Here is a 20,325-nt window from a genome sequence, read left to right as displayed (position 1 = left end):
CAGACTCCGGGTCGACGGTCCATCAGGGATGTCAGGGTTGCCAGCCCCCATTGGCGTGGGCCTCAAGCTCCTCCCGCAGATAGGGTGCCGTGCGGCTCGCCCGCGCCTGGGCCACGATCTCAGGACGGCCGGCCGCCACGATCGTGCCACCCAGGCTTCCGGCGCCCGGCCCCACATCGATGACGTGATCGGCCCCCGCGACGACGCGCATGTCGTGTTCGACCATGACGACCGTGTTGCCCGCATCGACCAAGCCGTTGAGCTGGAGCATGAGGCGATCCACGTCGGTCGGGTGCAGCCCGGTCGTCGGCTCGTCGAGGACGTAGAGCGTGCCCCCGCGCTGCCCCCTCTGCAACTCGGTCGCGAGCTTGATGCGCTGCGCCTCCCCGCCGGAGAGTTCGGTCGCCGGCTGGCCCAGGCGCAGGTAGCCGAGGCCGAGATCCCGCAGCACGAGGAGCGGCCGCAGCACGGAGGGCTCGTCCGCAAAGGCCGCGCAGGCGCGCTCGACGGTCAGCCCGAGCACGTCCGCGATGGTCAGCCTGTTCCAGGTGACCGTCAGCGTCTCCGGTGCGTAGCGGGACCCGTGGCAGGTCGGGCAGGGGGCGTAGACGCTCGGCATGAACAGGAGTTCGACGCTGACGAAACCCTCGCCCTCGCAGGCCGGGCAGCGGCCCTTCGCGACGTTGAAGGAGAAGCGGCCGGCGTCGTAGTGGCGCCGGCGTGCCTCGGGGGTGGCGGCGAACAGCTTGCGGACGCCGTCGAATAGGCCGGTATAGGTCGCGAGGTTCGAGCGGGGCGTGCGCCCAATCGGTTTCTGATCGACCTGGACCAGACGCCGGACCCCATCCATGCCGCCGACGATGCGCCCCTCCGTCGGATCCGGCGCCTCATCGAGGGGATCCTCCGGCTCGTCGTCGGTGTCGATCGGCCTGCCGAGACGGTCGCCGACGAGGTCCAGCAAGGCCTGGCTGACGAGGCTCGACTTGCCGGAGCCCGAGATGCCCGTGACGGCGGTGAGACATCCCAGCGGGAAGGAGGCCGAGACGCTGCGCAGGTTGTTGCGGACGATCCCCTCCAGGCGCAGCCATCCCGCGGGCTCACGCTGCGGACGCTGCGGCGGCTCGGCGAGCCCGAACAGGTGCAGGCGCGTGCGCGACGCCTCCACCGCGCGCAGGCCCTCCGGCGGGCCGCTGTAGAGCACGGTGCCCCCGTGCTCGCCCGCCGCTGGACCGACATCGACCAGCCAGTCGGCGCGGCGCATCGTGCCGATGTCGTGCTCGACGACGAACAGCGAATTGCCCGAGGCGAGCAGCCCAACAAGTGCTTCGTGCATGGCATCGCCGTCGGCGGGGTGCAGCCCCGCCGTGGGCTCATCGAGCACGTAGGCGACGCCGAAGAGCTGCGAGCGGAGCTGGGTGGCGAGGCGCAGGCGCTGCAACTCGCCCGACGACAGGGTCGTGGTGACCCGGTCCAGCGACAGGTAGCCGAGGCCCAGCTCCGTGAGCGTCCCGATCCGGTCGATGAGATCGGCGGCGAGGCGCTGGGCGGCGAGCCGCTTCTCGATGGAGAGGTTCGGGGTCGCGCGCACGTCCGGCGCACCCGCGTGGGCCGACGCCCCGGAGGCGACACGCCGCGCCCGATCCCGCCGGCCCGCTTCGCGGTCGAGCGTCCCGGAATCGGCGCTCGCGGCACTGTCGTCATCGGGCAGCCGGTTCTCGGCGACGGGCTGCATCACCGCGGCGAGGTCGGCGAGCGGCATGCGCGACAGGTCACCGATATCGAGGCCCGTGAAGGTGACCGAGAGCGCCTCGGGCTTCAGGCGCTTGCCGTGGCAGGCGGGGCAATCCTCGCTGACGAGGTAGCGTGCCGCCCGTCGGCGCATGAGCGCGCTCTGCGACTTGGTGAAAGTGCCGAGCACGTGGCGGCGGGCGCCGGTGAAGGTGCCCATGTAGCTCGGCTCCAAACGGCGCTGGCGGGCGCGCCGCGTCTGCTCCGGGGAGAGCCCGGCATAGACGGGCTCCTGCGGCTGGTCGTCGGTGAACAGGATCCAGTCCCGGAGCGCCCGCGGCAGGTCCTTCCAGGGCGTGTCGACATCGACCCCCCGGCTCACCAGGATGTCCCGCAGGTTCTGCCCGCCCCAGGCCTGCGGCCAGGCCGCGACGGCGCGCTCGCGGATCGTCAGCGACGGGTCGGGCACCATGGAGGCTTCCGTGGCCCGGTAGATGCGCCCCAGCCCGCCGCAGGACGGGCAGGCGCCCTGGGGCGTGTTGGGCGAAAAATCTTCCGCGTAGAGCATCGGCTGGCCCGGCGGGTAGGTGCCGGCGCGCGAGTACATCATCCGCACGAGGCTCGACAGGGTGGTGACGCTGCCGACCGAGGAGCGGGCGCTGGGTGTGCCGCGCTGCTGCTGGAGGGCGACGGCCGGGGGAAGTCCCTCGATGGCGTCGACGTCGGGTACGCCGACTTGATCGATCATCCGCCGCGCGTAGGGGGCGACCGATTCGAAATAACGCCGCTGGGCTTCGGCGTAGAGCGTGCCGAAGGCGAGCGAGGATTTTCCGGAGCCGGAGACCCCGGTGAACACCACGAGGGCGTCGCGCGGCAGCTCCACGTCGACGTCGCGCAGGTTGTGCTCCCGGGCGCCTTTCACCGTGACGTAGCCTGGCCGTCCCGCGCCCGATCGAGCCATCCCGGCTAGTTCTCTAGGCTTCGGTTGGTCCATCAAATCGCCCTCTCGGTGAGTGCTCTCCCGTATGACAGCAAACGCCGCTGCGCCGAGGGGAGATTAAGCGGCGCGGGAACTGCCCTCCGCGCGCTCGTCAGTGGATCGCTTTCATGGACGAAACCCAATCGGGCGTGGCGTGAGCGGAGGGCATAAATCCGCACCACCCTCCAAGCCTCTTGCTCGCGCGCGTGGCAAACCCAGCAGATGGTGTCGGCCGGCCGGCGTGGTACCTGGATGCATCCTAAGGGAGATGCCGGCCGGGCCACCACTCGAAGCCTTGCCCCAAGAGCAAGCCTGATCGTTGCCGGCAGCGGAACACCCATTCCTGGGAGAACACGCAGCCAACGCGATCGTCCCGCGAGGCATGAGGAATCGGCAGAATGAGCTTGGCGGATCGCCGAAGCTTGCCGGCTCGCGCATCCGACGAGACCATCCTTAGGGAAACCCCGTATCAAACCAGGGCGCTACAGCCGACGTTTGTCTTCTACGACAGGGGTCGAGACATGGTGGGGCCGTTTGGAGCCGCTCGCTCCGCGCCTCCTACGCCGCTTGACCCTGACACGAGTCCGCCCGTCGCAGCACACTGACCAAGGGGGTGACCCATGCCTGATCGATCCGGCAACGGCAGACCAGGCGACCACAGGGAGACTTTTCGCGCCTCGGCCGGCCCGCGCGAACAGGCTAGGTCCGGCTTCGGCAGCGTCGGATGGGCGCTCGCCGGTGCAGCGGGCGTGGCCGCTCTCGCCGTCCTCGGCGCGCAACGGCTCGATCCGCCGAAACGTGGACGCACGCGAGAGACCGACGCGGCGAACGGCTGGAGCGACGAGCCAGAGGTCGAATATTCGATCACTATCGAGCGCCCTGCCGATGTACTCTATCGGGTTTGGCGGGATCCAGAGACCCTCCCGCGCATAATGGGGTTCCTGGCTGAGATCCGCCCGAGTGGAGAGGGACGAAGCGAGTGGCGCGCCGATGGCCCGCTCGGCCAGAGCCATGCCTGGGTCATGCAGATCACCGAAGACCGGCCCGGCGAGCTGATCCGCACAAGTTCGGATGGCGGCGGCCTCGTGACGGAGTGCGAAATCCGTTTCCGCGCAGCGTCGGGCGATCGGGGCACGGTCGCCACGCTGCGCATCCGCTTCGATCCGCCCGGGGGCATGCTCGGCGACGTCGCGGCGCGCTTCTTCGATAGCGTCGTGCCGAAGGCGCTGGTGTCGAAAGCGCTGCACGCCTTCAAGAGCCTCGTCCTGACAGGCGAGATCCCCACCACCGATCGCCAGCCGGCGGCCCGGCGCGACCCCCGCTGAGGAGCCTGATCATGCGCGCGCTCTACTGGAACGGCGTCAACGACCTGCGCGTCGGAACCGTCAAGGACCCCGAGATCGTCAACCCGCAGGACGCCATCTTGAGGGTCAAATTATCGACCACCTGCGGCTCGGACCTGCATTTCATCGACGGCTATATCCCGACCATGAAGGCCGGTGACGTCATTGGCCACGAGTTTATGGGCGAGGTCGTCGAGGTCGGGCCAGCGGTGCGGCGGGTGAAGAAAGGCGACCGGGTCGTCGTCCCCTCGTTCATCGCCTGCGGTGAATGCTGGTATTGCCAAGAAAAACTCTTCTCACTCTGCGACTGCACGCACCCCAAGCCGGAACTCCAGGAGCCGCTGCTCGGCTATCCGACCGCCGGCATCTACGGTTACACGCACGCCTTCGGAGGTTATGCGGGATCCCACGCCGAATATATCCGCGTGCCTCATGCCGACGTGGACTGCTTCAAGGTGCCCGAGGGCGTCGCGGACGAGACGGCTTTGTTCCTCTCCGATGCGGCACCGACGGGCTACATGGGCGCCGATTTCTGCGACATCCGGCCGGGCGACACGGTTGCGGTCTGGGGCTGCGGTGGTGTGGGCCTGATGGCCCAGCAGAGCGCGCGGCTGATGGGCGCCGAGCGGGTGATCGCCATCGACCGCTTCCCCGAGCGGCTCAAGATGGCACGGGAACACGCCGGCTCCGAGACGCTCGACTACACCCAAGTGCACAGCGTTCTGGAAGCCTTGAAGGAGATGACCGGCGGGCGGGGGCCGGATGCCTGCATCGACGCGGTCGGAATGGAGGCGCACGGCACCGGACCACAATACGCTTACGACCGCGTGAAGCAGGCACTGCGACTGGAGACGGACCGCGGGCAAGCCTTGCGCGAGGCCGTCATGGCCTGCCGCAAGGGCGGCACGCTGTCGGTGCTTGGCGTCTATGGGCTGATCGACAAGTTCCCGATGGGCGTCATCATGAACAAGGGCATGACGGTGCGCACCGCCCAGCAGCACGGGCAGGCCTACATGGACCGGTTGCTCGCGCATGCCGCGAAGGGCGAGCTCAACCCGGCCTACCTTGCCACGCACCGCTTCAGCCTCGAGGACGGACCGCACGGCTACGACATGTTCAAGCACAAGACGGACGGCTGCGTGCGCGCGGTTTTCGCACCGTGAGAACCACCGCCCTGGCGGTGGCGCTTAACGCCAGCGGCACGTCCCGGCGTTCGAGTGGTCAGTGATCAGGCTGTCCGCGGGCGCGTTAAGGGCAAGCGCGGCCGACGCTGACCTGCAGATCCAACCGTCGCTGCCGAGCGCGCCTTCTTCACAGGGAGAATTTGCCAATGGAGCAGCGCCCGTTTGGTCCCGTGCCGCGCGCGGTTGCGATGATCGGCCAGGGAACGTGGTACATCGACGACGGACACCGATCCACCGCGGTCGCTGCCCTGCGCCGCGGCCTGGACCTCGGCATGACTCACCTCGACACCGCCGAGATGTACGGCGACGCCGAGGTCGTGGTCGGTGAGGCGATCACCGGACGGCGTGACGACGTCTTCCTCGTCTCGAAGGTCCTGCCGAGCAACGCCTCGCGTGCCAGGACCATGGCGGCCTGCGAGCGCTCGCTCGCGCGCCTGCGCACCGACAGGCTGGACTGCTACCTCCTGCACTGGCCCGGTTCGCACCCGATCGAGGACACCTTCGCCGCCTTCGAGCGACTTCGCGAACAGGGCAAGATCCTGTCCTGGGGAGTCAGCAACTTCGACGTGCCCGACCTTGCCGCCGCGTGGAAAGCCGGGGGCCAGGGAAGGATCGCCTGCAACCAAGTGCTCTACCATCTGGAAGAGCGCGCGATCGAGCACGCCGTCCAGCCCTGGTGCGAGGCGCACGGCGTCGCCGTCGTCGCCTACAGCCCCTTCGGTCATGGCAGCTTTCCCGGTCCCGGCACGCCGGGCGGCCGCGTGCTGGAGAGTATCGCAGCCAATCACGGCGCGACCGCCCGCCAAGTCGCGCTCCGGTTCCTGGTGCGGCGGCCGTCCACCTTCACGATCCCCAAGGCGTCCAGCCCCGAGCACGCCGCCGACAACGCGGGCGCCGGCGCGCTATCGCTGACGGGAACCGAGTTCGTCCAACTCGACGCGGCGTTCCCGCCCGGCCCCCGGCCGCGTCGGCTTCCCATGCTGTAGTCCCAAGATGCTCGCTTGGCCGAAGCGGTGGTAGCCGCACCCACGAGTCATCGTTCAGCCAGAGGCGGCTGGAGGGCTATGTCGGCCGGGTGCCCCTGCTCTCTGCGGTGGCGCAAGGAGTTGCCGGCTCCTGAACAGACCTCTTTGCTGCGGGTTGATCATACGTGCATCGCGAAGTCCGACTCGGATCGAAGCAGCGCCGCAAAGCCCGTAGAACCCCCAGTACGCACGTGAGCCATGATGGCAGAGACCCGAACAGCCCTGGTCGCGGGCGCGAACGGCATCATCGGCAAAGCGTTGATGCATGAACTTGCGGCATCGAAGGGTTGGCGCGCGCGCGCCCTTTCACGGCGGCCGCATGGGTCGAGCCAGGCCATTGCGGCGGATCTAACCGACCCGGACGCGACCCGGGCCGCCCTCGCCCAGGCCCGCGACATTACGCATCTGTTCTATGCCGCGTTCGCACCCCAGCCGAGCCTCGCCGATGAGGATCGGGTGAACGGCTCAATGCTGCGCAACCTTCTCGATGCGCTGGAAGCCGCGGGTGCGCCGCTGGAGCGCGTGGTGCTGTATCAGGGCGCGAAGGTCTACGGTGTCCATCTCGGGCCGGTTCCAGCCCCATTTTACGAGGACGAGAACCCCCGCCACATCGGGCCGAACTTCTACTTCAGTCAGGAGGACGAGTTGCGGGGCCGGGCGGATCGCGGCGGCGCAGCTTGGTCCATCCTGCGCCCCGACGTGGTGGTCGGCGACGCTGCCGGCAACACCATGAACATTGCCATGGTGATCGGCGCCTACGCCGCCTTGTGTCGGGTTGAAGGGGCGGCGTTCCGCTTCCCCGGGCCGACCCTCGTCTACGAGGGTGTGTTTGCCCAGGTGACGGACGCCAGCGCCCTCGGCCGAGCAAGCCTCTGGGCCGCTACGTCCGATGCCGCGCGCGGCGAGGCTTTCAACTACGTGCACGAGCCCTTCCGATGGCGGCGGGTCTGGGAGAAGCTCGCCGCCGCGCTCGATCTGCCGCTCGGGCCGCCGATGCCGATGCGCTTGGCCACCCACATGGCGGATAAGAAGCCGGTCTGGGCACGGCTGGTGGTGGAACAGGGCTTAAGCGAGCTGCCGTACGAGAAAGCGGTTGGCTGGAGCTTCGGCGATTTTGTGTTTCACAGCGACTTCGACCTCGTATCCGACATGGGTAAGATCCGGCGCGCTGGATTCGGAGAGAGCGTAGATAGTGTCGAGGCCCTGATAGCCGCCATCCGCCGCCTGCAGGAAGCAAAAGTGCTGCCGCGTTAGGGCCGCGGTAACACGTGGAAGGGACATACCATTGCCCGACCTCGTCGCAATCATGGCCTGCACGCACGGCGGCGATCGCCTGCGTCGAAACCGGTGCTCGGCCGGGACTTCGACTTCAAGGTTTAACAGGTGGAACTTTGCAGGTGGCGGACGGTGGATCAGCGTGGAAGGGACTACGGCCATCGGCTCTGCAGAGCTGATCGATAAAAGTCCCGCCCAGCCTGCCGTCCTGCTGCTGCACGGCTCTATTTATGGCCGAGTTTGGTGGATCAGGTCGCGGGGAGGAAGTGTCTGCGTCCGGGTCAAGCTTGGCACGGCCGAACACGGCCCCCTTCGACAAATCAAGATGGCTGACGTGCCCGTCCAAGGTGTTGCGCTTTACGTCTGCTTCCATGCATCAAGTCGGGTCCCCTCTACGACTGGGTTGGAAAGCTACGGGGCCGTCCGCTTTTCTGACGGACCTCCTCCGAAGCAGACCAGCGGCTTTCGGCCAGGTTCGGTCATTCACGGCCGCTCAACCTGCCGGCAAGCGGACCTTCCGACCTTCAGCAAAAGGTGTGCACGAGCTCGTGGCCGGCGATCCAGCGCTCAACGCGGATGGTGGTTCGGCGATCTCGTGGGGCGAGCGCCATCGGGAGCCAGGCGGGTTCGCCCATCACCATTCGGCTTCACGTGATTCTGCGTCGGGCCGGGGCCACGGCTTTGGTTTGGGCGGCGGTTCGCGCTCGGCCTCGGTGATGGCTGCCTGCAAATGAGCGCGAGCCTCGCGTGCATGGGCCGTGAGCCGTTGCAACGAGACGTAGCGCTCCTGCACCGTCCTGCAGGCCGCGATCACCTCGCCGATGACGGGGACGAATGTCGCCGTGCGGCGCAGTTCCTGGCACGCCGCTGCGACCACAGCTGGCTGGAATCTGAGCTCGACCAGATCGAAGCACAGCGCGTTGAGGTAGGTGGCCGGGTTAGCTGGCTGCCGGGGCATAGTGTCAAACAGGACCGCGACCGCCGCCGCAGTGGGCGCCTTGTCCGGAAGTTGGCTCAGAGCCGCCGCGACCACAGCCGAAATCCGATCGAGCGTCGCCTCGGATGGTATCGCGGTCAGATCTCTACGCGCGTCGGCCATAGCAGCGCTGTCGCTTCGAAGCACCGAGGCATACGGGTTCGAGAGCGCGACCGCGCGCCAATCGATCGGACCGATCTCGGTCAGCAGACGCTCGACCCGCAGATGGGTCTGCACGTCGAGCAAAGGATTTCGATCCGCTCGCGCAATAGCGCGACCGGAGCTTGGCTCAGTCGCCATGGTCGAGGTTCCTCATCAGGGCTTCGATCGCGCTAAACGACTGCCGGCCGTTCTGCCGTGACGGCGCATGCCGTGGTGCGGGCTCGTCAGCCCACCTGCCGGCGTTCAACCAGGTCTTTGCGTGAGCGGTGAAGGTTGGATCCTCGCCGGCCCGCTCAGCCGCGAAGCGCTCGGCGCCGGTGATCAGCTCCTCCGGCGTCGCCTTTCGGTGGCGCATGATGCGCTCGAACACGGGCTGCGCCGCGGCCTTGCCAACCTTGCGCGGGTAGGCCTCCCAGAACCGATCGAACGCTGATGCATCGAGCGATTCAGACCTTGTTCCTTTCCCTTGTTCTTTCTTCCCTTGTTTGGGGGACTGTTTCGTCCCTACCCCCAGGGACCGTTTCGTCCCTAGAAGAGGGACCATTTCGTCCCTCGTGTTAGGGACCTTTTCCTCCCCGCTTAGGGACGGCTCGGTCCCGATTTCGACCGCATCTTTCGCCCGGTCGAAAGCCAAGATGAACGAGCCGGAACCGACTGCTCGATCTGCAGCGACCCAGCCTGAGGCTCGCAGCTCGCGGACGGCGCGGACCGCTGTGCGCCTTGCCATGCCGGCGCCTCGTGCCAGTGTCTCAAACGAGGGCGTGCACCGCCCGGTGGTGGCGTTGAGGTGAAACAGGAGGCGGCCAGCCACGGCCTTCGCGGCCGGTGAGAGATCCGGATCTCGGAGCACGGCCTGAACCATGCGCCATTTGTCGAGCAGCGAGAGCGGGGTACTCATTCGAGGTCACGCATCATGCGGTCGATGGTGAACACCTCGTCGGAGATCTCCAGCGCGCGCAGGACCTCCGCATCGGTGACGCCTGGCCAGATCCGCCGGGCCCAGTGCAGATAGCCATTGGTGCCTATCCCGCTCGGAGGGGGCTCGCACAGCACTCGCGCGATGAGTGGGGCATAGTCGACAGGTATTCGTCGCGTCGGTGAATTACTCACAGTCGAGGCCTCCCTGTTCCCGGCACCGCCCACGGATGCGGTCCAATTCCCGGCGCATGGCGCGCTCGCGCTTCTCGGCATCGTCCGCCCAGGCCGCTTCTGCCGCCAGCTCTTGCCGGAGCCGGTGCACGTTCTGGCTGGCAGCATGGAACTGCCACTTCAGGAGTTCGGAGTGCGCAGGCTGCTCATGGCGGCCCGGATACTACTGCCGCGCAAGAGCCAGGATGGCCCTTGCCTCCTCGTTCGAGTTCATGAGGTCGGCAGCAGTCGCCAGGGCCATGTCTATCCGATCGGTGCAGGATGAAGGGCGGCCCGCCGTCGCTGGCCACGAACACGATAGCGACGTGGAGCCGCCGTCCGCTTCGATCCGCGGTGCACGTGGAAGCCGGACGCGATGAACTCCATGCGATCGCCTCTTATGACCGCGTTTCGCGGGCCTTGGCTTCGCACTCTGCTAGCCACAGCGTCAGACTGGACCGGCGAGCGCAGACGCGACCCGCAACTCGGAAGGTGGGAAGGTCGCCCTTCTCGATCATGTGGTAGGCCTGGCCGTACCGCACCTCCAGATGTGCTGCGATCGCGCTAACCCCATACAATAAATCGTTTTCTCGCGTTTCCTTGCGCATGGATCCCACCTCGCGTCCGTCGAAAGGATTGCGCAACCGGCAAGCCCGAACGGCTGCTAAACGTGGCAGCTGCTACAGCGAACCAGCCCACACCAGCCAAAATCTTGCTACCCACAAAAAAGCCCGCAAAAAGCGGGCTAAGGTTCTGTAATGACTTGTGTTTTCAGACAAACGCTAGCACGTTGTCGTTCGCGTCCCAGTGCCCGACCACGTTCCCGGCCATCCATGAGGTGACCGGATTGCCGTCGTGCTGGAGCCGGGTTGGATCGTCGTGGCGCGTCACCAGGTCGTCGGTCGACCTGGTGATGTGCGAGGCCGTCTTCGACACCGAGTAGACGGTGTGCCCGCGCTCCTCGATCGCGCCGGCCAGGAAGTCGGCCTGGAAGCGGTCGACCCCGAACGCCGCAACGTTGTGGCCCTCGATCATGGCCAGGACGTCGGCCAGGATGGTCGGGTGGTGGACGTGGCTGCCGCGCGTGGTCGTGAGGTAGCCGGCCCGTTCCCAGGCCATGAACTGATCCGCGTACCGGTCGTCCTTGAACCGCGGCGAGCGCTCCGGTAGCCAATACCGGAACACCGCGTACAGCACCTCGCCGACCTCGATCAGGAAGGAGGCCGCGTTCAGATCCGAGGCGCTAGCGAGATCGACCCCGACGTACATCGGGAAGCCCTTCAACGCGTCGAGCGTCAGCTTCGGATCCCCGCAGGCGTCCCAGCGCTCGGTCGAGAACAGGTTGCCGGCGGCCCGGCTCCAGAGGTTGAGCCGGGTCCGCTTGTACTCCTGGAGCTTCGCCTCGCTCTTGCGGGCCTCGCGTTCCTCGGTCTCGATTGACGTGGGATTCAGCGAGACGCCGTAGAGCGGGTTCAGCTTCTCGATGACGGCGGGGTCGAAGCGGCGCTCCTCGTCCTCCTTGTCGCCCGCGTACATAGCGACGAACACCCGATCCGCCCGCAGCTTTCCTTCGAGCACCTGCTGATCCGACCGCCAGCCGTCATAGGCCGGGCCGGTGGCGTCGCGGCCGGCAGTCGAGATGCCGAGCCACAGCGGCTGCCGCCGCGCGCCCTGCGCGCTCTTCAGCACGCCGATCACGTCCTGGTTCTGGGCGTGGACTTCCTCGGCGAGCACCACGTGCGGGTTGAGGCCGTCGAGGTTGGGCGCCTTGCCTGCGAGGAGCTTCAGCTCGGCGCCGGTGCGGCGGAACCTGATCGTCTCCGTCGTGTCCTTGGCCATGAGCCAGGTCTTGAGCTCGGGCTCCTTCTCCAACGTCTGCCGGATCGCGAGGTACGGGATATCGGCCTGCTTCTCCGAGCCCGCCGCCACACAGCCCTCGGCGCCCGGCTCGTCCTCGTAGTTCAGGCAGTACAGGACGATCCCCACCGAGAGCGCGGTCTTCGCGTTCTTGCGGGGGACCCAGAACGCCACCTCTCGAACCCACCGACGCCCGGTGTCTCGCTCGCGGAATCCGAAGGTCGCGGCGATCCACCAACACTGAACCGGCTCCAGCGTGATCGTACCGGCGAAGCCCTTGATGTGCGGGAGTGTCTCGATGAACGCGCAGGGGTCGTTGGCCCGGTCCGCGTCGAAAATGAAGTCGCTGCTCGGCTTCTTCGCCTCCTGCAGCATGTTGAGGAAGCGGTGGCAGCCGAGCCGTTCCCAGCGGCAGGCTACCACCGCCCCCTGCACGACGGCCTGGGCGTACCATTCGGCCATGCCAGCGTAGTCGGGGAGCTCTTTGCCCTTCAGCTCGATCCGCTCGAACCGCTCGTCAGCGACGGTTCGGGAAACCGAACCACGCGAACCGGTTGATGGGCGCTTCCTGCGGCGCGCTGATCGGCTTGTTGATATCATCGAGCTTCAGCCGGGCCTGCGCCTTCTGGAGGTTCGTGTACCAAGACGCCCGCGGGGTCAGGCCCTCGGCGGAGATGCGCTGGATCTGGTCGAAGCAGCTGGCGTAGGCCGAGAGCGCGATGTGCATGCTCTTCGACAGGCGCCCCGCATTCCAGATCAGCCGTCCGGTGCTGTCGTATTCCGCCCGGGCCGCATCGGTTTGCAGCGGCAGGGCGCACGGTGGGAATGCGCGGAAGCCAGGGTGTGCAAGGACAGCCGGATCGCCCTGGCCTACCTGCGCGAGCGATGGCTTCGGCATGGCCCCGGTCCACTCACTCTTTTCGCCCCCGTCACTGAACTAGTGATCGAAATCTGAAGATTGGTAGCCGCTCCCAGGGTCCGCTACGGGCGGGGGAGCGGACCCGGACCCCTCCCCGAAGCGGACGTTCTGCCCCCGACCCAACACAGTCGTAGGGACCGCCATCATCGCTTCTTGAAAGCGGCCATTCGTTGGCCGTCCGGCAACTTCGGCTCGGGGTGGGGAGCCGACCCTAACCCTTCGCCCTGAAGCGGACGTTCTGCCTGCGACCCAACCCAGTCCTAGGTCTTAGACCAACAAGCCGCCGAGCAGCGTCTGAGACTGGGCGTTGAGGCCATTGATAGCGAAATTACAGCGCCGGAACCACCGTTGCCTTGACGGCTTCGCCATCCTCCTACACAAACCGATGACGCGTGTTTTGCCGCTTCGTAGCAAAAACTTCTATATTCCATAATTTTTAGCGATCCACTCAGCTTTGCTTAGTTGATGGCTTTCGTCCGACCTGCCCCAGTAAGGACCTACATGTCGCAACGTCTTGATCGAAGCTTGTGCCGCATGCCTCGCAGGTTTGTGGAATAGCGTCAGCACGGCTCTTACGCACCGTTGATCCGCATTCGGGGCAGCCGACTGGAGATGGTGCGGCTTCCTTGGAAAACGGGATGCCGCGCTTGGCCGCTTGCAGTTTGAGGCATCGGACAAGTTCAGAAGGCGCCGCCAGCACCCGGTAATAGTTTACGCGACGTGGAAAGAAGCTCGTCTCCTCGCTTCGAGGGCTGCGCCGTCCGACATCACCGAACTTGACGTCGTTGATGACGATAGACGATGCGCCCTCTATAATCTTGATAGCTGTGTTCTGATACTGATGGTTTCGGCGCGCCACTACCTTTCGCTGGTGATTGCTGAGCCAGGTCACAAGCTTCGTGTACTCTCTTCGCCACGCGGCAATCTCCGCGCCGATCGCGTCCCGGGATTGCGCCGTAAAAAATGGCCCCCTGCTGAATCCCCTCAGCGCAGCGAAGCGGCCGGCTTGTCGTTGCTGAAGCGCGATCAGCAAATCCTGGTAGGGCTGCTCGAACAGGGTTGCGTCGGTTGCCAGCAGCAGTTCGAGGCCGACCCGCGCGCTCGTTTGTACACGCTCCCTAAGTTCATCGACGAAGGCAAACGAGTCGATGAGATCCCGCTGGAGAACGATGAAACGAGGCAGACCGTCCGCCGACGCTACGGTCGCAACTCGAAGCCCCTCTGGCACGCGCCGCCACCCGATATCCACGGCGATCGCCTTGGCGCTAATTGGAATCGGAGAGGCAGGCTCTGCGGTGCGCGTACAAATAAAGCTCGCCGCCCATTTCCACCGCTCGGCGACGCGACGCCGCGTGATGATCACCTCTTTCACCCGGCAATCGTTGGGAATTTGCCTGTGCATCACCATGGGCCACGTGACGCTGCGGCGCTCGCCGGATTGAACGAACACGGTTGCCGTGAGCCGCGTTCGTTGTAGACGTCGTCGTTCACCACGGCTTTCTGCAGACCACGCCCGTCCCGATGGTGGGCGGATCATCACCTGACTCAGGCTGCCATCGAACAGGTGCTCGACGTCGGCGCCGCCTTGTAGTGTGTTTGTGATACGGCTGTTTCCGCTTAGGGCGCGGCGGCGCATGGTATGACCGCCACGAACCGCTGCACTGCGAGCGTTCTCGAAGGCCCGAACGAGCGGGTTGTAGTTCCCCCACCAAAGGCCACTGTTCTGTCTAGCGACTTTCACCGCCTCTCGCCGGGCCAGCTCCAGATCACGAAGTTCAGCGGCCATCCGTTTCGTGACCACCTTCTGCGTTACCGCCAGATGTTTCTTAGCCTCTGATACAGCTGACAAAGCAGCATTGTCTTTGACAAGCTGCTCATAAGCCGCTTTGGCGCCTATAAGATCATTATCCGTTAAGATTATATTATAATATTTTAAGAAATATGATTCATGTATATCAACTAGGTGGTTCCATAAAGCATTCACTCGTTCGAGTTCTTGATCGCAATCCGAATGCCAATCGATCGGTTCGAGCAATCCATAATGCCTGATAACGATTTCACGCGCTTCACCGACCGTATGGATTGCTTGTTCTTCTATCATGCACTCGGACCCGCAAACTTCGGTTGTCGTATGGCGCCCCCACTGAACCTGATGAGACGCGCGCTCCACATCTGATGGCAGGAGAACCTGCACGGTTCGGCACCTGAGATCATACGCCCGCCGCTACTGCTCGCACATGCAGCATATCTGGCGGCGTAAATAGCATGCGTGCACGTTGAACAAGCTGTTGCCGGCTAATGCCTTCTCGGAATGTTGCGAGCCAGCAACATCACACGGGAACCACGGCGGAGGACGCGAATCCTCGTTGATCGCTGGAACTTGATCGCACATGGTGATTGGGCACGGGGGCATCGCCAAGCGAAAGCCCGCAGGAGCCTGCCGCTAGATGCAGGCCGAACGAACTATGCGGCGTGATCCGGATCAACCGGGCGAAGCCGTTTTGTTGGGTCTCGAAGCTTTGGAGATGTCTATGAAGCTCTTAAAGAGCTCACTGCTTGGTTCCGCCACCGCGTTCATTGCGATCGGAGCCGCTCACGCCGCCGACCTTCCGGTCAAGAAGGCGGTCCCGATCGAGTACGTCCGCGTCTGCTCGGCCTACGGCGCTGGATTTTTTTACATCCCCGGCACCGACACCTGCCTGCGTCTCTCCGGCCGCGCCCGGTTCGAGGGCGGCTACATGACCAGCTACTCGCGCCAGTTCGGTAACGGCGGCGACACCTCCGGCTACCAGGGCCGGATGCGTATCAACCTCGATGCCCGCACCCAGACCGCCTACGGCACCCTGCGCGCCTTCGTGCGCTTCGATGCCGGCGCCCGCACCGGTTACTCTGGCGTAGGCACCTCCGGCACCCAGCAGCGCATCGGCCAGGCCTATCCCGGTCTCGGCATCGACAGCTTCGGCCGCGACCAGCAGTTCGCCAACGTCGACAAGGCGTTCATCCAGTTCGCCGGCCTGACCGCCGGTCGCGCCTCCTCGTTCTTCGACTTCTACGCCCACGACTTCGAGTTCGCCGGTGCCACCGCGGGTTCGGACATCGCGTCCACCAACCTGCTCGCCTACACCGCCACCCTCGGCAACGGCCTGTCAGCCACGATCTCGGCCGAAGATCCGGTCTTCCGCCGCAGCCCGATCTACTCGCCGTCCAACAACCCCGGCGGTGTCACCGTCAACGCGTCGATCGCGAACTTCGCGCAGACCAATTCGCCGGCTCCGGTGTTCATCGGTTACACCGGTGCCACCCCGACCCGCTTCAGCCAGGTCGATGTGATCCAGCGTTCGCGCATGCCTGACGTCGTCGGCGCCTTGCGCCTCGACCAGGCCTGGGGTTCGGCCCAGGTTTCCGCCGCTGTTCACGAGTTGAACGTTGGCAACGTCCAGAACGGTGCCGGTACTGGAACGGGTTCCAACGTCAGCATTCCGCACGCCAACAACTCGTATGGCTACGCGGTGCAGGGCGGCCTGAAGATCAACGCGCCGTTCATCGCTCCGGGTGATGCGCTCTACCTGCAGGGTGCCTACGGCAGCGGCTCTCAGCTCTACACCGGCTACTCCTCGTTCAGCGGCTCCTACTCGCAGAACGCCGCGACGATCCAGGGCCAGAAGTTCAACCAGTTCTTCAACGACGCAACGGTCAACCCGTTCACGGGCCAGCTTGAGCAGTCGACGAGCTTCACGGTTGTTGCTTCGTACCTGCACTACTGGTCGCCAGAGTGGCGCTCGGCCGTCTTCGGGTCGTACGGTGAGCAGGACTTCACCCAGCGTGCTCGCTCTGCCCAGGGTGCAGCGTTCGGGGTGATCAATCCGAACGGTGCGAACAGCTTCGGTGCGAACGCCGTCGGTGTGCCCGGCACACGATTCTTCCAGCTAAGCGAAGCCCTGCGCGATACCTACCAGTTCGTTGCGGGTGCGAGCTTGATCTGGTCGCCGGTGAAGGACCTCGATATCGGTGTCGAGGGCTACTACACCCAGATCGGCGTCAAGAACGGCCGCGTGATCGACAAGGACAAGGATCCGACCGCTTACTCCCGCGTCGGCGCGATCAACGCCGGTGGCGCAGTTGCCACCACCACCGCAGACTCGGTGTCGTCGTTCCGCTTCCGCGTCCAGCGCGACTTCTAAGCCTCTCTACGCAACCTGCACCGGGGCCTCAAACCCCGGTGCAGACCTGACTCTCGTGCTTCACGCACCTTGCGAGCCCGGCCTCACAGCCGGGCTTTTTCACGTGCGCATCATATCGCCCAGAGATTCTATCAACTGCCGTACCGTATCTGGCAGGGAGATCCTCGGAGCCCCCTCGAATCGATATTGTGAGGTTCGAGCGCAGCTACCATCCGGTTTCGACCCCTTCCGGTCGTAGTCTAGGCCTCACCAATCAGCCCTTAAAAGGACGTTCTAAGCTTCAGCAACGGGTCGATAGCAGTCCCTCGCCGTGGGTACTAAGCATCTGATTCGGACGCCAGAACGGACCAGCCTACCGAAATTGCTGCGGCCGCTCCGCGGGATCATCACACCAGAGCGGGAGCTGATCGAGCTGCTCGGTCTTGCGAGCGAACTCTTCCATCTCCCGCTTCACCCCGTGGTGCGTCAGGCACAGGCTCCACCGGTTGTTCGGTTCGAGCATCGGTCCGCCGTCCGAGACCGGGTATTTGTGATCCGCCAGCTTCGCGAAGGTCAGCTGGCCGTTCTGGTCACACCACACACAGAACGGATGCCGGCGCCGGTGCTCCGCTGAGACCTTCCGCCAGACGTGATCATAGCCCCGCTCCGTCGCCGAGCTGCGCTCGTAGCGCTTCGACAGGATCTTGGTGGGCCTCGGACCGCGTCCACGTAGGGGCTGGGGCATGCAAAAACCGCTCAGCGAATTTTTTTCCGGTCGCGTCTCGGAAAATGGCTTCCCATTCGGTTGCCGCTCCCTTGATCGCGATCCTTAATCCGACCCCCCTATACCTTCGGGGCTGTCAGCATGTCTGCGGGCAGAGTCCTAGCAAAGAGGGGGGTCCGAAACCTCCCTCCGGGCCGCGCTGCTCATCCTTCGACCCGGGCGTCCGGGGAGTACAAGGGGCGGTCATCCGACACCGCGAACGGCGCGGTTCGCATAGATTCAGAACCGATTCGACGAGTCAAGCCGGCTATGTGGAAGCAGCCGCTTCGATCGAACTGAACGCAACAGGGACGGTCCCATGCGCGTCCGCTAGATGTGATTTCCTGCCGGTCCGCTTCGGAGCGATGCGCGCGTTGAAGCTGACGTCACTTTCACCTGTAGAGAAGCGGAGAAACCTGCCCCTTTCTCCAAACGGTATGCAGCCTCAGTCAACCTCTTCGTCAACGCTAGAGAGGAATGAGGCCGGAACCAATATTCCAAGCTTTTTGGCCTTCTTCATATTTATGGATAAGTAAAAATGAGTATTGAGCTGAACCGGAAGTTTTCCGACTTCAGTGCCTTCAATTATCTTCCTAACGTATCCGGCGGCCTTCTTATATGCATCCGCTTCCTCAGGACCATAAGCCACGAGCGCCTCGTCTTGCGTGGTCGCTTTGTTGTAGGCCATGACTGGAATGCCATATCTTTCAGATGTTGAGCTTATAATTTTTCGATGTATGTAATTAAAACTGTCATTCATAAGAATGAGGCCACATTTATTAATCGACAATGTATTAATTGAATTCTCAATATCCCGCTCGTTAGCAACAGGAGATAGTATCGATGTCATATTCTTTAACCTAGCGGTTTCCTCGAATGGAGAAATATAGTATTTATAGTACGGGGCGGTGATAGGATTATACATCATCGATACGCAGGATATTCCTGGCAGAAGTTCTTTTAGGTACTGCACCCATTTACCAGCAAGGGTGCCCTCCGAATTTATGAATCCGGTAACATTTTTACCCGGTACAGCTAAATTATCTACAAAACCGCTACCGACTGGATCTGCTACCGTCGCAAATACAATAGGTATCGTTTTGGTTTCTTGCAAAAGAGCGCGTACTACGGGTGTAGTAGCTGCGAAAATTACGTCAGGTCGGCTTGATATGACACTCTTGGCATAAAGTTTTGCATCGTCGATACTTCCAGCCGACCAGAAGTATTCATATTTAATGATGACACCTTTTGGCTTGTCATTCTCTAAGGCTTCTGTGAAAACTTTTACTAGACTTTGTGCCGCAGCATCACTCTCTGAAAAATTTGTGAAAACCGAGACTTTCTTCTCTGGGCGGCTCTGATCACCGACAGCGACATTCGAGCAAATCGTAAGCGCCAAAATTTGTAGCAAAACTATCTTAAGCATTGCTGTATGCGCCCTTACAAAGCCAATGTCGAATGAGATTGGTATGAGGTTCGGCCCTTGGACTGAATGCAATAATGCTGGAAAACGTAGCTGGTGCTGACTAAACTATCAAGGGCGGGGCCGGATGGCAGATTAGGTACTTGGTTTTCACTTGGAACATAAAAATCCAAGTCTCAGGCGTTAGGATCTTGACCCAGACCTAATACCGTAACTCGTTAGGCGTAAGAGGGCTCGAATATTTTCGTCGCCGGCGTAGTTGTAAGCCATTATAGAAATCGATCAATAGCTGTTTTCGAGAAGCTCGGCCGGCTGTTTGTAAGGGTGATATGGGTCGAAATCTGCTTTTGCCGGCATTCGTTTAAGCCGCCAAATTCCCATTTTGAATACTTTCTTCTCTGCCCCCTCGCCGTCACACCCGCTCGAACTGCTGCCGCTCGAGCTCGACCGGTGTGGCTCGGCCGAAGATGCTGACCGCGACCTTGTAGCGGTTGAGCTTCTCGAACGTCTCTTCGATCACGCCGTCGAAGCTGGCGAAGGGACCGTCGACCACCTTCACCGCCTCGCCGATCTCGATCCGGTCGAGGTCGTCGATCGTTGGGGCGGAGCCGATCAAGACCTCCGCGAAGTCGCGCATCTCCTGGTCGGGCACGGTCACCGGATGGATCACCGGGTTGCCGGCCTCGTCGACCCCAGTCTGCCGCCGTTCGATCCGCTCGACGTCCCAAGCGAACGCCCGGTCGTGGCGCAGGCACGGCATCGTGCCGTAGACCCGCCGCTCCATCAGCCAGGGATGCTCGACGGCCAAGCACTCCAGCTGGCTCCGCTGCTCCAGCCCGACGAAGACGGTGTGGTCGAACAGCGGCATGCGAATCCGCCGGATCCGGCCTGAGGCGAGACGCTGCTCGATCTCGTCCCGGGGCCGGAAGAACGGGATGCCGGCGTTCCGGAGCTTCTCGCACAGCTCGCCGGTGTGGCCGACGCAGGCCTGCACCATGGCCCACTGCTTGCCGGCCGGCAGCTCGTGCTCGGCCCGGCGGGCGGCGATGCGCTCAGCCTCTCGCTCCCGACGCTCCCGGTCATGCCGCTCGCGCGGGCTCTTGGTGGGCTCGTCCGCCTTCGCTGCGTCTGCCTCGTCGCGCTCGGTCCGCTCCTGCCGCAGGATCTCACCCCGGCGCATGAACGCCTTGTGGGCCCGCTCCTGCTTCAACTTCAGCCTCAGCCGCTGCTTCCGGGTCAGCCGTTGGCTCACGCTACACCCCTCACACACCTGTCGAATCCCGGCCTCGTCGCGCCGTATGCGCGTTGACCCGCAGCTCAAGTCCCTGATCTTGTTCCGATATCGGTATGCCGAGGACGGGTTGGCCCGCGGCACCCTCCCTCGCGGCTGGGGGGGTTCAGCC

15 protein-coding genes are annotated in these 20,325 nt (G+C 64.0%); 5 read left to right on the top strand and 10 right to left on the bottom strand.

The annotated features are described in order from the left end of the window. Positions 1–31: 31 nt before the first annotated feature. On the bottom strand, positions 32–2,722 hold the full coding sequence (locus ACYQPG_RS29165) for an excinuclease ABC subunit UvrA (protein ID WP_461232324.1): 2,691 nt from the start codon (positions 2,720–2,722) through the stop codon (positions 32–34). 605 nt (positions 2,723–3,327) lie between these two features. On the opposite strand from ACYQPG_RS29165, the gene ACYQPG_RS29160 reads away from it, so the two are divergent. From ACYQPG_RS29160 to ACYQPG_RS29145, 4 genes are all read left to right on the top strand, one after another. Then, the gene (locus ACYQPG_RS29160; protein ID WP_461232323.1) at positions 3,328–4,032 is read left to right on the top strand and encodes an SRPBCC family protein; all 705 of its coding nucleotides are present in this window, start codon (positions 3,328–3,330) and stop codon (positions 4,030–4,032) included. Positions 4,033–4,043: 11 nt separating this feature from the next. Continuing rightward, positions 4,044–5,213 carry a zinc-dependent alcohol dehydrogenase gene (locus tag ACYQPG_RS29155; RefSeq protein ID WP_461232322.1) on the top strand — a complete coding sequence of 390 codons (1,170 nt, stop codon included), beginning with the start codon at positions 4,044–4,046 and terminating at the stop codon, positions 5,211–5,213. A gap of 167 nt (positions 5,214–5,380) precedes the next feature. Next, the gene (locus tag ACYQPG_RS29150; protein ID WP_461232321.1) at positions 5,381–6,220 is read left to right on the top strand and encodes an aldo/keto reductase; all 840 of its coding nucleotides are present in this window, start codon (positions 5,381–5,383) and stop codon (positions 6,218–6,220) included. Between the two features lie 240 nt (positions 6,221–6,460). After that, complete coding sequence (locus tag ACYQPG_RS29145; protein WP_461232320.1) at positions 6,461–7,513, top strand: SDR family oxidoreductase; 1,053 nt, start codon at positions 6,461–6,463, stop codon at positions 7,511–7,513. Positions 7,514–8,168: 655 nt separating this feature from the next. Here the strand turns inward: ACYQPG_RS29145 and ACYQPG_RS29140 are convergent. The 6 genes from ACYQPG_RS29140 to ACYQPG_RS29115 all read right to left on the bottom strand — a co-directional run bounded on the left by ACYQPG_RS29140 (position 8,169) and on the right by ACYQPG_RS29115 (position 14,770). Beyond that, entirely contained in the window at positions 8,169–8,756 is a 588-nt protein-coding gene (locus tag ACYQPG_RS29140) for a hypothetical protein (protein WP_461232319.1), read from the bottom strand. A 43-nt stretch (positions 8,757–8,799) separates the two neighbouring features. After that, positions 8,800–9,570: a helix-turn-helix domain-containing protein gene (locus ACYQPG_RS29135; RefSeq protein WP_461232318.1), complete on the bottom strand. Its 771-nt coding sequence runs from the start codon at positions 9,568–9,570 to the stop codon at positions 8,800–8,802. Then, entirely contained in the window at positions 9,567–9,782 is a 216-nt protein-coding gene (locus ACYQPG_RS29130) for a hypothetical protein (RefSeq protein WP_461232317.1), read from the bottom strand. Before ACYQPG_RS29130 ends, ACYQPG_RS29135 begins: the two co-directional genes overlap by 4 nt. A 789-nt stretch (positions 9,783–10,571) precedes the next feature. Beyond that, positions 10,572–12,119, bottom strand: coding sequence for a terminase large subunit (locus tag ACYQPG_RS29125; RefSeq protein WP_461232316.1), 1,548 nt, complete (start codon positions 12,117–12,119; stop codon positions 10,572–10,574). A 55-nt stretch (positions 12,120–12,174) separates the two neighbouring features. Then, positions 12,175–12,555, bottom strand: coding sequence for a hypothetical protein (locus ACYQPG_RS29120; RefSeq protein WP_461232315.1), 381 nt, complete (start codon positions 12,553–12,555; stop codon positions 12,175–12,177). 469 nt (positions 12,556–13,024) lie between these two features. Continuing rightward, complete coding sequence (locus tag ACYQPG_RS29115) at positions 13,025–14,770, bottom strand: nuclease/transposase family protein (protein ID WP_461232314.1); 1,746 nt, start codon at positions 14,768–14,770, stop codon at positions 13,025–13,027. A 337-nt stretch (positions 14,771–15,107) separates the two neighbouring features. On the opposite strand from ACYQPG_RS29115, the gene ACYQPG_RS29110 reads away from it, so the two are divergent. After that, entirely contained in the window at positions 15,108–16,757 is a 1,650-nt protein-coding gene (locus ACYQPG_RS29110) for a porin (RefSeq protein WP_461232521.1), read from the top strand. 352 nt (positions 16,758–17,109) lie between these two features. Here the strand turns inward: ACYQPG_RS29110 and ACYQPG_RS29105 are convergent, their stop codons facing one another. From ACYQPG_RS29105 to nusG, 3 genes are all read right to left on the bottom strand, one after another. Then, positions 17,110–17,481: a hypothetical protein gene (locus tag ACYQPG_RS29105; RefSeq protein ID WP_461232313.1), complete on the bottom strand. Its 372-nt coding sequence runs from the start codon at positions 17,479–17,481 to the stop codon at positions 17,110–17,112. Positions 17,482–17,944: 463 nt separating this feature from the next. After that, complete coding sequence (locus ACYQPG_RS29100; protein WP_461232312.1) at positions 17,945–18,925, bottom strand: ABC transporter substrate-binding protein; 981 nt, start codon at positions 18,923–18,925, stop codon at positions 17,945–17,947. A 409-nt stretch (positions 18,926–19,334) separates the two neighbouring features. Continuing rightward, positions 19,335–20,174: a transcription termination/antitermination protein NusG gene (gene nusG / locus ACYQPG_RS29095; RefSeq protein ID WP_461232311.1), complete on the bottom strand. Its 840-nt coding sequence runs from the start codon at positions 20,172–20,174 to the stop codon at positions 19,335–19,337. Positions 20,175–20,325 lie beyond the last annotated feature (151 nt).

It is taken from the genome of Methylobacterium sp. CM6246, from assembly GCF_054818005.1.
The sequence above is the reverse complement of the archived record's forward strand: the minus strand, read 5'-3'. Positions and strand labels throughout refer to the sequence as shown.

Bases quoted from the DNA above. Each gene is read 5' to 3' on its own strand.
- ACYQPG_RS29165 (WP_461232324.1), bottom strand. From the start codon at position 2,722: ATGGACCAACCGAAGCCTAGAGAACTAGCCGGGATGGCTCGATCGGGC.
- ACYQPG_RS29160 (WP_461232323.1), top strand. From the start codon at position 3,328: ATGCCTGATCGATCCGGCAACGGCAGACCAGGCGACCACAGGGAGACT.
- ACYQPG_RS29155 (WP_461232322.1), top strand. From the start codon at position 4,044: ATGCGCGCGCTCTACTGGAACGGCGTCAACGACCTGCGCGTCGGAACC.
- ACYQPG_RS29150 (WP_461232321.1), top strand. From the start codon at position 5,381: ATGGAGCAGCGCCCGTTTGGTCCCGTGCCGCGCGCGGTTGCGATGATC.
- ACYQPG_RS29145 (WP_461232320.1), top strand. From the start codon at position 6,461: ATGGCAGAGACCCGAACAGCCCTGGTCGCGGGCGCGAACGGCATCATC.
- ACYQPG_RS29135 (WP_461232318.1), bottom strand. From the start codon at position 9,570: ATGAGTACCCCGCTCTCGCTGCTCGACAAATGGCGCATGGTTCAGGCC.
- ACYQPG_RS29125 (WP_461232316.1), bottom strand. From the start codon at position 12,119: ATGGCCGAATGGTACGCCCAGGCCGTCGTGCAGGGGGCGGTGGTAGCC.
- ACYQPG_RS29120 (WP_461232315.1), bottom strand. From the start codon at position 12,555: ATGCCGAAGCCATCGCTCGCGCAGGTAGGCCAGGGCGATCCGGCTGTC.
- ACYQPG_RS29110 (WP_461232521.1), top strand. From the start codon at position 15,108: ATGAAGCTCTTAAAGAGCTCACTGCTTGGTTCCGCCACCGCGTTCATT.
- ACYQPG_RS29105 (WP_461232313.1), bottom strand. From the start codon at position 17,481: ATGCCCCAGCCCCTACGTGGACGCGGTCCGAGGCCCACCAAGATCCTG.
- ACYQPG_RS29100 (WP_461232312.1), bottom strand. From the start codon at position 18,925: ATGCTTAAGATAGTTTTGCTACAAATTTTGGCGCTTACGATTTGCTCG.